Origin of the sequence: Enterobacter sp. Ap-1006 (assembly GCF_011752835.1) — a bacterium.
Classification (GTDB): domain Bacteria; phylum Pseudomonadota; class Gammaproteobacteria; order Enterobacterales; family Enterobacteriaceae; genus Cedecea.
The window spans coordinates 131251-145782 of sequence record NZ_VWWU01000005.1 but is presented as its reverse complement, the minus strand read 5'-3'; the positions used below and the strand labels follow the sequence as shown (position 1 = coordinate 145782).

Sequence of the window (14532 nt, the reverse complement as noted above, 5' to 3'; positions counted from 1 at the left end):
TAAAGCTTTACCCTCACCCCGGACGGGCATAAAAACGCCGTTTGGTTCCCTCGCCCCTCTGGGGAGAGGGTTAGGGTGAGGGGCAACAACATTCAACTTAACAAGCTGGTCTCATGAAAAACGCAACGTTTTACCTGCTGGATAACGACACCTATGCCGAAGGGCTGAGTGCCGTGGAACAGCTGGTGTGCGAACTGGCTGCGGATGGATTCCGTGCAGGCAAGCGGGTGCTGGTCGCCTGCGAAAACGAACAGCAGGCGATTCGCCTCGACGAAGCCCTCTGGCAGCGAGATGCTCAGGCATTCGTCCCGCACAATCTGGCTGGTGAAGGCCCACGCTACGGCGCGCCGGTTGAGCTGGCATGGCCTCAGCGCCGCGGCAGCGCGCCCCGGGATTTGCTGATTAGCCTGCTGCCACAGTTCGCAGATTTTGCCACCGCTTTCCTGGAAGTGATAGACTTCGTACCTTACGAAGAATCCCAGAAACAACTGGCCCGCGAGCGCTACAAAGCGTACCGCGTTGCCGGTTTCCACTTGACTACGGCGACCTATACCCCGCCGGGAACGACATAGCAGACAATGGAAAAGACATATAACCCGCAAGATATCGAACAGCCGCTTTACGAGCACTGGGAACAGCAGGGCTACTTCAAACCGAATGGCGACACCAGCCAGGAAAGCTTCTGCATCATGATCCCACCGCCGAACGTCACCGGCAGTTTGCATATGGGTCACGCCTTCCAGCAAACCATCATGGATACCATGATCCGTTACCAGCGCATGCAGGGCAAAAACACCCTGTGGCAGGCGGGCACCGACCACGCCGGTATCGCAACGCAGATGGTTGTAGAACGTAAAATCGCCGCCGAAGAAGGCAAAACCCGCCACGATTACGGCCGCGATGCGTTCATCGACAAAATCTGGCAGTGGAAGGCAGAATCCGGCGGCACCATTACCCGTCAGATGCGTCGTCTCGGTAACTCCGTAGACTGGGAGCGCGAGCGCTTCACCATGGACGAAGGCCTGTCCAACGCGGTGAAAGAAGTGTTCGTCCGCCTGTATAAAGAAGACCTGATTTACCGCGGCAAGCGCCTGGTCAACTGGGACCCGAAACTGCGTACCGCGATTTCCGATCTCGAAGTTGAAAACCGCGAGTCCAAAGGCTCCATGTGGCACCTGCGTTACCCGCTGGCCGACGGTGCCAAAACCGCAGGCGGTAAAGATTACCTGATCGTCGCCACCACCCGCCCGGAAACTGTTCTCGGTGATACCGGCGTGGCCGTTAACCCGGAAGATCCACGTTATAAAGACCTGATTGGTAAATTCGTGGTACTGCCGCTGGTTAACCGCCGCATTCCTATCGTGGGCGACGAGCACGCGGACATGGAAAAAGGCACCGGCTGCGTGAAAATCACCCCGGCGCACGACTTTAACGACTACGAAGTTGGCCGCCGCCATCAGTTGCCAATGATCAACATTCTGACCTTCGACGGGGATATCCGTGAAGCCGCAGAAGTGTTCGATACCAACGGCGAAGAGTCCACCGTTTACGCCTCCGACATCCCGGCTGAATTCCAGAAACTGGAGCGCTTTGCAGCACGTAAAGCCGTGGTCGCGAAGTTCGATGCAATGGGCCTGCTGGATGAAATCAAACCCCACGACCTGACAGTGCCTTACGGCGACCGTGGCGGCGTGGTTATTGAGCCAATGCTGACCGACCAGTGGTATGTGCGTACCGCGCCGCTGGCAAAAGTGGCGGTAGAAGCCGTTGAGCAGGGCGACATCCAGTTCGTGCCTAAGCAGTATGAAAACATGTACTTCTCCTGGATGCGCGATATTCAGGACTGGTGTATCTCCCGTCAGCTGTGGTGGGGTCACCGTATCCCGGCCTGGTACGACGCGGAAGGCAACGTGTACGTTGGCCGGAACGTTGAGGAAGTTCGCGCCGAAAACAACCTGGGTGACGACGTGGCGTTGAACCAGGACGAAGACGTGCTGGACACCTGGTTCTCCTCTGGCCTGTGGACCTTCTCCACCCTGGGCTGGCCGGAAAACACCGAAGCGCTGCGCACCTTCCACCCGACCAGCGTTATGGTCAGCGGCTTCGACATCATCTTCTTCTGGATTGCCCGCATGATCATGCTGACCATGCACTTCATCAAAGATGAAGACGGCAAGCCGCAGGTGCCGTTTAAGACCGTCTACATGACCGGCCTTATTCGCGATGACGAAGGCCAGAAGATGTCCAAATCCAAAGGCAACGTTATCGACCCGCTGGACATGGTGGACGGCATCTCTCTGGAAGATCTTCTGGAGAAACGTACCGGCAACATGATGCAGCCGCAGCTCGCGGAGAAAATCCGCAAGCGCACCGAGAAACAGTTCCCGAACGGCATCGAGCCGCACGGCACCGACGCCCTGCGCTTCACCCTGGCAGCGCTGGCCTCTACTGGCCGCGACATCAACTGGGACATGAAGCGCCTGGAAGGCTACCGCAACTTCTGTAACAAACTTTGGAACGCCAGCCGCTTCGTGCTGATGAACACCGAAGAGCAGGATTGCGGCTTCAACGGCGGCGAAATGGTGCAGTCTCTGGCCGATCGCTGGATCCTGGCCGAGTTCAACCGCACCGTGAAAGCATACCGTGAAGCGCTGGACAGCTACCGCTTCGACATCGCCGCCAACATCCTGTACGAGTTCACCTGGAACCAGTTCTGTGACTGGTATCTGGAGCTGACCAAGCCGGTCATGAACGGCGGTTCTGAAGCCGAACTGCGCGGCACCCGCAATACGCTGGTGAACGTGCTCGAAGGTCTGCTGCGCCTGGCACACCCGATCATTCCATTCATCACCGAAACTATCTGGCAGCGCGTGAAAGCGCTGAAGGGCATCACCGCAGACACTATCATGCTGCAGTCATTCCCGGCCTACGATGCGTCTCAGGTTGATGAAGCGGCGTTCGCAGACACCGAATGGCTGAAGGACGTGATCACCGCGGTGCGTAACATTCGCGCCGAGATGAACATCGCTCCAGGCAAACGTCTGGACGTGCTGCTGCGCGGCTGCAGCGAGGAAGCAATTCGTCGCGTGAGCGAAAACCGCACCTTCCTGCAGAACCTAGCTCGCCTGGAAAGCATCACCATCCTGCCAGTCGATGACAAAGGCCCGGTTTCCGTGACCAAGATTATCGACGGCGCAGAGCTGCTGATCCCGATGGCCGGTCTGGTGGATAAAGCCGCTGAGATCGAGCGTCTGGCGAAAGAAGTAGCGAAGATCGAAATCGAAATCGGCAAGATCGAAGGCAAACTGTCCAACGAAGGCTTTGTCGCCCGCGCGCCAGCTGACGTTGTCGCCAAAGAGCGTGAGCGTCTCGAAGGCTTTGCCGACGCCAAAGCGAAGCTGATTGAGCAGCAGGCCGTTATCGCCGCGCTGTAATCGGTCCCAGGCATAATTCGCCCCGCACCTCGGTGTGGGGCGTTTTTTATGCAGCTTGCGCCCTCCGTAATGAAGTGCTATTAACTGCTTTTATCCTTCCCTAAGCCTATGAGTCACATGATGAACACCACCGCCCCGGTTGATGTGAAGCTCCAGCTGCGCCGGATTGCTGCCGAAGATAATTCGGCTATCGCCCGGGTTATTCGCCAGGTGTCCGCCGAATACGGCCTGACCGCCGATAAAGGCTACACCGTTGCCGACCCTAATCTTGACGAGCTTTATCAGCTCTACAGCCAGCCAGGCCATGCGTACTGGGTGGTAGAAATCAACGGCGAAGTGGTGGGGGGCGGCGGCGTGGCGCCGTTATCGTGTAGCGAGCCGGACATTTGTGAGCTGCAGAAAATGTATTTCCTGCCGGTGGTTCGCGGCCAGGGATTAGCCAAGAAACTGGCGCTACAGGCGCTGGATCACGCCCGGGATCAGGGCTTCAAGCGCTGCTACCTGGAAACCACCGCGTTTCTGAAAGAAGCCGTTGGGCTATACGAACATTTAGGCTTTGAGCATATTCCTGCCCCACTAGGCTGCACCGGCCATGTGGATTGCGAAGTCACCATGCTCAAAACGCTGTAATTCTCTGTGAAACGGCGTGCACTAGTGCAGCCAGTGCACGCCATCTTCAGGCTGGAAGTAGCCGTTATAGCGCATCTGAAAAGCTGTGATCTCCGGCTTCTCCGGCTCCATCTCTCGTAAAAACCCCTGCGCCAGGCGAACCTGAGCGTCGGTTATCGGCGTGGCAAGCCGGGCTTTTTGCAGCCTTCGATACCACTGCTGGAGATTTTGATCGCTGCCGTCGACAATCACCATCTGCCAAATCAGCAAAACCTGCGCCGCATTTTGCAAATGGGACTCATCCGGGCGGTGCAAATACTGTAAAAACGCGTCGCCCTGCGCTTTCCCCATTTGATCGATCATCGATTCAACCGGCACCACGTCGATCCCCAGCCGCTCACTCAGTCGGCGAATAGCCCGCCGTGAATCCGACGTGAGCACCCGAAAGCCGACAATAAACACCACGCAAAGCGTGGCTAACATAATCCAAATCATGAAGTTAAATACCCGGCAGCTTAACGACAATTTGCTATCAATGAATGCCGGGCAGTATAGCGCAATCACTTTACCCAGTAATGCCTCGCGCTGGCGTTATTCGCGGGCATAAAAAAGCCCGGCGTTATGCCGGGCTGGAACAGTTCAGAATGCGCTTAAGCGATGTTCAATTGCTGAATTTTTTTCTCGCGGCGAATTTTGCGCTCTTCAAACACGGCGACAATGGCCATCAGCACGATACAGCCGATTGCGGCGGCATCCAGGGCAGCGAACGTGCCTGCCCAGCCGGTGAGGCCGAAGATTGGCGTCCCGTCGGCAATCATCCCCAGGCCCAGTTTGGCGAAGCTGTCGCCGATCAGGTAAGCGAAGGTGCCTTTGATGCCGTCGGCTGCGCCGATAGCTTTCTTAGGCACGAAGCCGACTGCCGCCACGCCGATCAGCAACTGCGGGCCGAAGACGAGGAAACCAAGGGCAAACAGCGAAGCCAGGTACACATACTGATTGCTGGCATGCTGGTACACGCCCAGCGTGGCGATGATCAATGCCAGCGCCACGCAGGCCACCAGCGCACGGCGGCCGTTGGCAAGGTCAGACAGCCAGCCCCACAGCAGCGTGCCAACCAGCGCGCCCACTTCAAACAGGGTGAAGCCCTGAATCGCCACTTCTTTGGAGAGTTTCAGCTCCTGGAAAGCATACACGGTGGACCACTGGTCGATACCGATACGCACCACGTACAGGAAGATGTTGGAGAAGCACAGCAGCCAGATCACTTTGTTTTTCAGCACGTACTCAACAAAGATCTGCCATTTGGTCATCGAATTATCTTCGGCTTCTTTGTCTTCTTCGCTGACCTCTTCGCCAAACAGCTCTTCGGCGGTGCCGAGGCCGTAGGACTCAGGGGAATCGCTGCCGTAGCGCAGGGCAATAAAACCGACAATCAGGGCAATAACGGACGGGAAGATAAACATCCCGATAACGTGGCCGTTAAACAGGTAGTTAGCACCAAACAGGGCCACACCGGCCGCGCCAGCGCCGCCGAGGTTGTGGGAGATGTTCCACATGCCCAGGTAGCTGCCGCGCTTGCGGCGTGGCGTCCACTTGGTGATGGTCGAGTAGCTGCACGACCCGCCGGTGCTCTGGAAGAAACCGCTCAGAGCGTAGAAAGCAATCATCAGGAACAGGCTAACCGAGCCTGCGCCCATGCTGGCGCTGAAGCCGAGCATACAGATGGCGGAAAGGATCAGCATAAACGGCAGGAACTGCTTGGTGTTTTTGCCGTCCGCGTAATAAGAAACCAGGGTCTTGCCCACGCCGTAGGTAATGGAGAAACCGAGGCCGATCATCCCCAGCTGTGTCATGCTCAGCCCGTAGGTGGAGATCATGTCGTTCTGGGCGATGTTAAAGTTTTTGCGGATCAGGTACATCGTCAGGTAGCCAATAAACACCACCAGATACGACTGCATGAACGGTTTGAACCACATTTTTCGCCGCACTTCGAGCGGCAGATCCAGGGTGGGCTTACGCACCTGGTTTAGAAAGGCCAGCATGGATGACTCCTGATTTGAATACCTGCTTAATGGCAGGCATTGTAAAAATCAGCGAGCAAACTGGCCTGAGACAGCGTCCAGGCCGAACCGGGAAAATTTCTTAGTTTTGCCCTTTATGGCGCAAAAGGGTGAGGAGTATCACGCTTCGTTAGCCTCGCGCGGGGCCTGGGCGTTCAAGAACGGCAGCAGCAGCAAAGCCGATATCCCGGCGGCAATTGCGATCACGGCAAAGAAGCCGCTCCAGTGCCAGATGTCGATCACCCGCGCCAGCGGCCAGCCGGAAAGCGAGGCGCCAAGATAGGCAAACAGCCCGACAAATCCCGTCGCCGCGCCCGCCGCCTCTTTGTGCGAACATTCTGCCGCCGCCATACCAATCAGCATCTGCGGCCCAAACACGAAGAAGCCGGTGGTAAAGAAACAGGCCGCCTGCATCACGTAGCTGGCAAAGGGCATCAGCCATAGCGAGCCCACGGAAAGCAGAATGCCTGCCGCGAAGATCAGGTTCATCGGGCCACGGTTGCCGTTGAACAGCTTGTCCGAGCCCCAGCCCGCCACCAGTGCGCCGATAAATCCGCCCAGCTCAAACATGGTCACCGCCGAGTTCGCGGTAACCAGTCCAACCCCGAGCGTTTCGGACATGTAAAGATTACCCCAGTCGTTGATCGCCGCCCGCACCACATACACCAGCACGTAGCACAGCGAGAGCAGCCAGATGTAAGGGTTAACCAGCACATACTTGTAGAGGACTTCTTTGCGCGTCAGCCCTGCACCTTCTTGCTGCTGGGCGATTTCCAGAGCGTCATGCTGCCAGTCACCCACCGCAGGCAAGCCCACGGTTTGCGGCCTGTCGCGTAGCCGCCAGCAGAGGAATAACCCGGCGATAATCGCCAGCCCACCGGCGATCATCATCCCGACACGCCAGCCGTACTGCAGCGCCGCAGCACCCATGACGATCGGGATTAACGCCCCGCCCACGTTGTGCGCCGTGTTCCAGACGGCCCACCAGCCGCCGCGCTCGCTGCGGGAATACCACGCCGTCAGCAGCCGGGCGCAAACCGGCGATCCCCAGCCCTGGAAAAAGGCGTTCAGCGCCCACAGCAGCGCAAACGCCCAAAGCGAGGTCGAGAAGCCAAACAGAATATTCACAATGCCGGTAGCTATCAGCCCGATGCCCATAAAGTAACGGGCATTGGAAAAGTCACTGACAATCCCGGAGAAGAACTTCGACAGGCCGTAGGTGATGTAAAACAGCGTCGCCAGCAGGCCGATATCGGTGCGCTCCATCACGCCGGTGGCGAGGATTTCTGGCGCGGCGGCGTTAAAGCTTTTGCGGGTAAAGTAAAACAGCGCGTAGCCGAGCCAGATAGTGATCAGGATATGACGACGCCAGTAGCGGTAGCGGGCATCAATCTCACTTTTGTCGCTAAGCGGCGCAGCGCTTGCCGGGACTTTTAAAAAACTGAACATGCTCGCCCCTCAGACATAACGTAATGGCAGGCTAACGCTGACGCGCGTGCCGTGAGTGCAGGAAATAGCGAACGTCCCGCCCAGCGCCGTCACGCGCTCACGCATGCCGGTAAGCCCAAAGCCCTGCTGCCCGGACCCCGGCGGCAAACCGCTGCCGTCGTCTTCGATCACCAGCATCAGCCGCTCGTCCTGCTGCCAGCCCTGAAGCGTTACCGCGCTGGCGCTGGCGTGCTTCACGATGTTATTGAGCCCTTCCTGGCAAACGCGGAACAGCGTCACGCGCTGCCCCTCGCTAAGCAGAGGCTCATCGATTCGCCAGTTGATATGGCCGACAATGCCGCGACTTTCCAGCTCCATTTCGCGCATCAGGGAACGAATCGCCTGCTCGAGCGATAAATCATCCAGCTGGCGCGGACGTAAGCGCCCCAGCAGACGGCGAACCGAGTCATAAACCCCCAGCGAAAGCTGTTCGATATGCGCGCCGCTGCGCTTAACGCCCTCACTTTCTGGCGCCAGCCGCTGCACGATCCCGGCCTGGGTGCGGATCGCCGTAATGGTCTGCCCAATGTCGTCATGCAGTTCCCGCGCCACTTCCCGCCGCACGCTTTCTTCGGTTTCCAGCAGGCGTTCGGCCAGGCGGCGATTTCGCGCCAGCTCGGTTTGCAAAGACTGGTTCAGTTCACGCAGGCGCTGGATCCCTGCGCCCAGCAGCAAGCCGGTCAGGCTTTGAGCCAGCAATGAAAGCAGAAGATCCACCGGATGATCGTGCCAGGTCTGGCTGGCAATCAGCGCGATGGCGTTCATAAGGGTGGCAATCAGCGCCCCCTGCCAGCCGTAGTGCCAGGCCAGGGCGATAATCGGCAGCGCCAGGCAGAACGGCGTAAAGCGGGAGAGTTCGGCGGGTAACCCCAACTGCAGCCAAAGGCTGACGGCAAACAGCAGTAAATACCAAATCAGATGCCGCCCGCGCCAGTTGACCGGCTGGGAAACCAGCGCCGGGCCAAGAGGTTGCCAGACGGTGCTGGTCAGATAGTGCCAGAGTACCAGGCAGGTCGGCGCCAGCGTTAACCCGCCGGTCAGGGTCAGCAGCAGCGCATTCAGGGCATCGCTGCCCTGGTCCAGCCACGGCAGCGACTGCAGTAAAGCGGCCGCGATAAGCGCCGCGCCCTGGCGCAGCAGAGTCCGCCAGTCACGCTGATGACGATAACGAGAAATGAGCGCCACCGGCAGGACGGTGAACACCCCGCCCAGCATTAACAGCGGCAGATGCGCCAGCGCCACTTCCTGCGCGAGCCAGAAAAGCATCAGCCACTCCGCGCCCAGCAGAACCGGCCAGTAGCCGCGCGGGCACTGCAGCATCAGCCCTAAACGCAATCCAAAGGGAAATAACAGCACCGCCAGCTCAGGCCGCTCCACCAGATGCAGGCTGATGCTCCACAGGCAAAACCAGCCGGCGGAAAAGATAAAGAAACTGGCGATAACGGCAATCAGCCGCGAGAAGAAAGGCCGCATTACCAACCGTCAAACAGGCGTCGCGCCAGCGCCACATCGTTGCTGACGTCGAGCTTTTCCATCAGGTTGGCGCGGTGCACGTGCACCGTTTTTGGCGAAAGTCCCAGCTCGGTGGCAATCTCTTTCACCGCCATGCCCTGCGCCAGCTTTTCAGCCACCTGCCGCTCGCGCTTCGTCAACGGATCCTGCCGCCCGGCGGCCAGCTTCATGGCAATGTCCGGCGTCAGGTAGCATCCGCCCGTCGCCACCGTGCGCACGGCGGCAATCAGTTCGTCGGGGCTGCAGCGTTTAGATAAAAAGCCGCGCGCTCCGGCGTTTAGTGCCTGTTCAACCAGCGCCGGGCTGTCGTGTACCGACAGCATGACGATCGCCATCCCTTTTGGTAACTGGCTTAACAGCTCCAGCCCGGAAATGTCCGGCATCGAAATATCGCAGATACACACCTGCACGCCCTGCCCCGGCAGCCCGGCCAGCGCCTCGCGCCCGGAACCAAACTCGGCCACGACCTGGAAATCCGCCTCCAGCCCAAGAAGTTGGGCAAAGCCGGAGCGGACGATAAGGTGGTCGTCGATAAGGGCGATAGCGGTCATGATGCTTTCCAGGAAGGTAAAAAAACGCGCTTACCTTAGCGATAAGCGCGTAGCTGTTCAAGCCTTAAGCGATTTCGATCGCTATCGCTACGGGTTATTCCTGCGCAACCGACAGGCGAATGATCCCGGCCGCGCGGGCTGGAGGCAGCTGCAGAACGTTGCGCCACAGCTCCTGAACCTGGTTACAGACCAGCCCCTCTTTGCCCACCGCTTTATGCGGGTCCGACATAAGCTGGAGGTCGCTCCCGTAGCGCTTAGTCAACTGCTGCACGATGGGCTGAATGTCTTTGCGGGCCTGATCGCGCTCGGCGTCAGTTACGCTGTGTTTGTCTGCGCCGTAGGCGGAACGCATCATCGCCGCATCCACCTGCATGCGGCGCATCGTCACATCCTTAGGCAGTATTTTCGTGGAGTTGATGCCGCCCTTCACGTCCGGGAACAGGAAGCGGAAACAGGCGTCGTCACTGGATTTTTGCACCATCGCCGTTTGCTGCATGTTCACCTGCATAAACGCCACGACGTTGTCGTCCGTCGCGCTTTGCAGGCGCTTCGTCTCCACGGCGAGGATCTGCGGCTGGATGGTGTCGATCACTTCCTGCTCGGTTTTCCCCTGCTGGTGCATCTCTACCGCCTGCTGGCGAATGGACATCCACAGCGCGGGCTCCTGCTCTTTCAGCACCTGGTAAACCGGCATCCGGGCCATCGCATCATCCAGCCCGGCCAGTTCCTGCCCGGCCCGATCGCGAGGAATAAGGTATTTCACGTCAAAGATGTTCCACGCCATGATAGCAACCAGCGCAATGGCCACCGCGCCCGCTTTACCGACCCAGCCCTTTTTGCGGAAAACCGCTACCACCGCGGCGATCACAGCCCCGACATAGCCTGCAATAATGACGTGGGTCCAGTTCATGGTACATCCTTCTACTCTGCGGCGGGTACGCCGCTATGGAAACGAAACTCGTCGTCATGGCTTTGGATAAGCCCGGCCTCAACCTTGCCAAAGAAACGCACGCGTTCACTGATATCGCCCCCGGCAATCTGCTCCGCCAGGGTTAAATAATCCTGATAATGACGCGCCTCAGAGCGCAGCAGCGACAGGTAAAAACGCTGTAATTCATCATCCAGGTGCGGCGCCAGCGCGGCAAATCGTTCACAGGATCGCGCTTCAATGTAGGCCCCGCAGATAAGTTTATCGACCAGCATCAGCGGTTCATGAGTGCGAGTTTCACTCAGTAAACCTTTAGCGTAGCGGCTGGCGGTGATTTTGGCGTACGGGATGTTACGGGCAATCATAATTTCCCGCACCTGCCAAAAATGGTGCAGCTCTTCTTTGATCAGCAGCACCATGCTGTCGATAAGCTGCTGCCCCCAGCCGTTCGCCGTTTTCGGCATGATGCTTTTGCTCAGCCCTTTGTGGAGCGAGAGAAAATCGGGTTCCTCGCCGTCACGGAAGGTAAAGGCTTCATAAGGCTGGAGCCAGGCCAGCAGCGCCTGGGAACTCTCTTTATCGGCAACGTATTTGCGGATCAGCAGCATCGCAGTCTGCGCGGCTTTCAGCTCGCACACCATGTGGTCGGTTAGCAGCAGCGGCAGATTTTCCGGGCGACGTGCCTTTTGAATCCACGCCTCGGGCGTCGGGCACTGCAGGAATTGGGTAATCGGGGAGAGGAGTTGCTGGTAGTCCATGAGGATATCCTGATGCGCAGCGGCTGAACGCCGCTGCACCGCTTACTTTTCGTAAAGGACAGCATAATCACTGCCCACACTTTTGTCAGTAAGCCCGGCAACAAAGAGCGTGCTGCACTATTTCACGGCTAGCCCTGAAACCGCGTGGGTTAGCTGCTCAGCGCGACCATAGTTGAGTTCAGCTATGCAAGACAGCCGCCTGATTTCACGCGCATTGCCTGCCGCACCTCCGCTGAGCGAAGCCGCAAGCTGGCATTGACCGTTGCGGTAATGAATGAACCGTTGATTTGATGTCTCGAGCGCTGCGCTAGCTTTCTCGATATAGCGCTGGTCTTCATCCCATTCGGCGATTCTGGCGGCGGCGGATTTGCTGGCTTTTTCCAAAACTTGCTCACTCTCTTTCGACTGCTTAATCAGACAGTCACGCATCCCCGCTTCCGCATATTCACTACACGCTTCTCGCAGGGCCGTGGCATCCTTAACTGGCTGAGGATCGTCAGCCAGCGCCAGCATCGGCAGACAAGCGGCGATAACCAGGCAAGCTTTCAGTGTCATTTGCATAAAGCGCTCTTCCCTTTTTTAATCAGTGATAATGCGTAATCGAGTTTTCTGGAATAGTTAGGATCGCCGCCGCCGTTATAGCGAAGAGCGATCGTCGTGGTCGAAATGCTCCGCCATCCGGCAATCACTCTGCGAGCGTTTGCCTTCTGGCACTTGAGCGTCTGACCAGCACGGAGAATCTTGACCTGTGGATTAAGCTTTTGCAGCAGTTCCAGAGTGCTTCCCTGCGCTTTCGCTATTTTTGCCAGGCTGTCACCGGGTTTCACGGTGACGTCATAAATTTTGCTGTCAACAGTGAGTATCGTTCGGTGCTCGAATTGCGCCATACGCATCAGCAGGTAGCCGATGCCCGCACGCAGGTTATTTAACGGTGTGGTTCTGATCGTGGCGACGGTTAACTGTTTCTTCCACGCGTCAGGCAGGATGAGCTCACCGCCTTCCTTACCGGACAGGAAAGATGTCATCCCAGGATCGCCCTTAACACCGATTTGCATCGGTCGGAAATGCCAGTCAGAGCTCAGGGCTCCCGTTTCGACCCAGACCATCGCTTTAATCAGATGCCAGTCCAAAGTCCTGTAGCCTGGCGTAGAGGAGAGATGGCGATTGTATCCATCGACTACCCGCTGGATGTCACAATCCCAGGCATTCCACCGCGTATCGCCGGGGGCCTTATTAATACCGTCCTGCCACTTTTCAAAACCTGTTCTGGGCGTTTTTTGTGCTGGGGTCGAGGAGGGAGTAAGACTGGAAGCTGTCATATTACACATCCTGTGCTGACTGATAATTGAAATGGCGAGACTTTAGCCTCATTTGCGCATTTTTAATACAATATGACGATGCTAAGGCAGAATCGGCGGCCTGAAAATCATTTATTTAAGAAGAAAGGAAAAAAGAGAATTTTGCCCGATCGGGTAAGAATGACACATGCCAGGCGCAGCGGCTGAACGCCGCTGCACCGCTTACTTTTAGTGACGTACGCCGTCGTCGTCGTCGTCCTGGTATTCGTCGTCGTCTTCTTCACCCTCTTCGCCGTTCGGGTCTTCGAAGTAGGTGCCCCAGCCGTCGTATTCCACACCGAATTTCTCGGCCAGGTTCAGCAGTTGCTCAACCTGGGCACCGATCAGCTCAGCGTTCAGCGCGCATTCGCTCAGAATGTCGCAGCAGATGACGGTATCACCCTCTTCCACTTCCAGCTCTTCCGGGTCAGTCACTTCATAACCCAGCTTGAACGCTTCAACGGCCGCTTTCTCCAGCGTTTCGAAATCATCCGCAGAAAGGTGGTGTTCGATGGTGTACAGCGCGTCCGGGTCGCTCCCGTCGTCCAGCAGTTCTTCAATGATTAAACGTGTTTCTTCGCGCTGTTCTTCCAGCTGTTCTGGATTTGCCATGGCCCTTTCCTCAAATGTGTCGGCAGATACTCTCATTTTCACACACGCCGGGGTTTGCCTCCACCTTTCACCGCAAAGTTTTAACACACGGGGTTGCAATTGAATATTCATACATATAAATTGAATTTTAATTCAATTAAGGCTTGCGCCCTGCGAGGAAAAAATGAGTCACTTCTATCAGAAAAACTTTCTTAAGCTGCTCGATTTTACCCCTGCCCAACTGAACGAATTGCTGACCCTGTCCGCCAAGCTGAAAAGTGACAAGAAAAAAGGAACAGAGATTCAGCACCTTACTGGTAAAAACATTGCGCTCATCTTCGAAAAAGATTCGACTCGTACTCGTTGCTCTTTCGAAGTTGCCGCTTATGACCAGGGCGCCCGCGTCACTTATCTCGGCCCAAGCGGCAGTCAGATCGGGCATAAAGAATCAATTAAAGATACCGCTCGCGTGCTGGGGCGCATTTATGACGGCATCCAGTACCGCGGCTACGGCCAGGATATTGTCGAAACCCTTGCCAGCTATGCGGGCGTACCGGTGTGGAACGGCCTGACCAACGAATATCACCCGACCCAGCTGCTGGCGGATTTGCTCACCATGCAGGAACACCTGCCGGGCAAAAACCTGAATGAGATGACGCTGGTGTACGCCGGGGACGCGCGCAACAACATGGGGAACTCCATGCTGGAAGCTGCCGCGCTGACCGGGCTAGATTTGCGCCTGGTGGCGCCTAAAGCCTGCTGGCCGGATGAAAAGCTGGTCGCCGAATGCAAAGCCATGGCCGAAAATACTGGCGGAAAAATCACGTTAACCGAAGACGTTGCCGCGGGCGTTAAAGGGGCGGATTTCATCTATACCGACGTCTGGGTGTCGATGGGCGAAGCCAAAGAGAAGTGGGCCGAGCGTATCACCCTGCTGCGCCCTTATCAGGTCAACAGCGCCATGCTGGCGTTAACCGGCAACCCGCAGGTCAAATTCCTGCACTGCCTGCCGGCGTTTCACGACGATCAAACCACGCTGGGTAAACAAATGGCGCTGGAGTTCGATCTGCACGGCGGCATGGAAGTCACCGACGAAGTTTTTGAATCCTCCCACAGCGTGGTGTTCAACCAGGCTGAGAACCGGATGCACACCATCAAGGCCGTGATGGTCGCCACGCTGGCAAATTAGTTTCTTCGCTCCCAGGGCTTCTCCTGGCCCCTCGGCGGCTTTCCGCCCGAGGGGTTTTCTTTTCTCCCGCCTGGT

14 protein-coding genes are annotated in these 14532 nt (G+C 57.3%); 4 read left to right on the top strand and 10 right to left on the bottom strand.

The genetic code is table 11. The annotated features are described in order from the left end of the window. The first annotated feature begins 113 nt into the window (after positions 1–113). The 3 genes from F3J28_RS16540 (at position 114) to F3J28_RS16530 (ending at position 4064) form a co-directional block, all read left to right on the top strand. The gene (locus F3J28_RS16540; protein WP_166877885.1) at positions 114–572 is read left to right on the top strand and encodes a DNA polymerase III subunit chi; all 459 of its coding nucleotides are present in this window, start codon (positions 114–116) and stop codon (positions 570–572) included. A gap of 6 nt (positions 573–578) precedes the next feature. After that, the gene (locus F3J28_RS16535; protein ID WP_166877882.1) at positions 579–3434 is read left to right on the top strand and encodes a valine--tRNA ligase; all 2856 of its coding nucleotides are present in this window, start codon (positions 579–581) and stop codon (positions 3432–3434) included. A gap of 108 nt (positions 3435–3542) precedes the next feature. Continuing rightward, positions 3543–4064 carry a GNAT family N-acetyltransferase gene (locus F3J28_RS16530; RefSeq protein ID WP_085938923.1) on the top strand — a complete coding sequence of 174 codons (522 nt, stop codon included), beginning with the start codon at positions 3543–3545 and terminating at the stop codon, positions 4062–4064. Positions 4065–4085: 21 nt separating this feature from the next. Here the strand turns inward: F3J28_RS16530 and F3J28_RS16525 are convergent, their stop codons facing one another. From F3J28_RS16525 to rraB, 10 genes are all read right to left on the bottom strand, one after another. Further along, positions 4086–4538: a DUF1198 domain-containing protein gene (locus F3J28_RS16525; RefSeq protein ID WP_008460785.1), complete on the bottom strand. Its 453-nt coding sequence runs from the start codon at positions 4536–4538 to the stop codon at positions 4086–4088. Positions 4539–4693: 155 nt separating this feature from the next. Beyond that, entirely contained in the window at positions 4694–6085 is a 1392-nt protein-coding gene (gene uhpT, locus F3J28_RS16520; protein WP_039298084.1) for a hexose-6-phosphate:phosphate antiporter UhpT, read from the bottom strand. 138 nt (positions 6086–6223) lie between these two features. Further along, positions 6224–7552 carry an MFS transporter gene (locus tag F3J28_RS16515; RefSeq protein WP_166877879.1) on the bottom strand — a complete coding sequence of 443 codons (1329 nt, stop codon included), beginning with the start codon at positions 7550–7552 and terminating at the stop codon, positions 6224–6226. A 9-nt stretch (positions 7553–7561) separates the two neighbouring features. Next, the gene (uhpB, locus tag F3J28_RS16510; protein ID WP_166877876.1) at positions 7562–9064 is read right to left on the bottom strand and encodes a signal transduction histidine-protein kinase/phosphatase UhpB; all 1503 of its coding nucleotides are present in this window, start codon (positions 9062–9064) and stop codon (positions 7562–7564) included. Then, complete coding sequence (gene uhpA, locus F3J28_RS16505; RefSeq protein WP_008460776.1) at positions 9064–9654, bottom strand: response regulator transcription factor UhpA; 591 nt, start codon at positions 9652–9654, stop codon at positions 9064–9066. The genes uhpB and uhpA overlap by 1 nt, the downstream gene beginning before the upstream one ends. Before the next feature lie 94 nt (positions 9655–9748). Then, entirely contained in the window at positions 9749–10564 is an 816-nt protein-coding gene (locus F3J28_RS16500; RefSeq protein ID WP_166877873.1) for a topoisomerase II, read from the bottom strand. An 11-nt stretch (positions 10565–10575) separates the two neighbouring features. Then, a complete protein-coding gene (gene miaE, locus F3J28_RS16495) occupies positions 10576–11340 on the bottom strand; it encodes a tRNA isopentenyl-2-thiomethyl-A-37 hydroxylase MiaE (RefSeq protein WP_166877870.1) in 765 nt (254 codons plus the stop codon). A 117-nt stretch (positions 11341–11457) separates the two neighbouring features. Further along, on the bottom strand, positions 11458–11901 hold the full coding sequence (locus F3J28_RS16490; protein ID WP_166877867.1) for a lysozyme inhibitor LprI family protein: 444 nt from the start codon (positions 11899–11901) through the stop codon (positions 11458–11460). Continuing rightward, positions 11892–12659, bottom strand: coding sequence for a LysM peptidoglycan-binding domain-containing protein (locus F3J28_RS16485; RefSeq protein ID WP_166877864.1), 768 nt, complete (start codon positions 12657–12659; stop codon positions 11892–11894). The genes F3J28_RS16490 and F3J28_RS16485 overlap by 10 nt, the downstream gene beginning before the upstream one ends. 207 nt (positions 12660–12866) lie before the next feature. Beyond that, positions 12867–13289, bottom strand: coding sequence for a ribonuclease E inhibitor RraB (gene rraB, locus F3J28_RS16480; protein WP_166877861.1), 423 nt, complete (start codon positions 13287–13289; stop codon positions 12867–12869). Positions 13290–13452: 163 nt separating this feature from the next. Here rraB and argF point away from each other — a divergent pair, with 163 nt between their 5' ends. Next, positions 13453–14457: an ornithine carbamoyltransferase gene (gene argF, locus F3J28_RS16475; protein WP_166877858.1), complete on the top strand. Its 1005-nt coding sequence runs from the start codon at positions 13453–13455 to the stop codon at positions 14455–14457. The last annotated feature ends 75 nt before the right edge of the window (positions 14458–14532 follow it).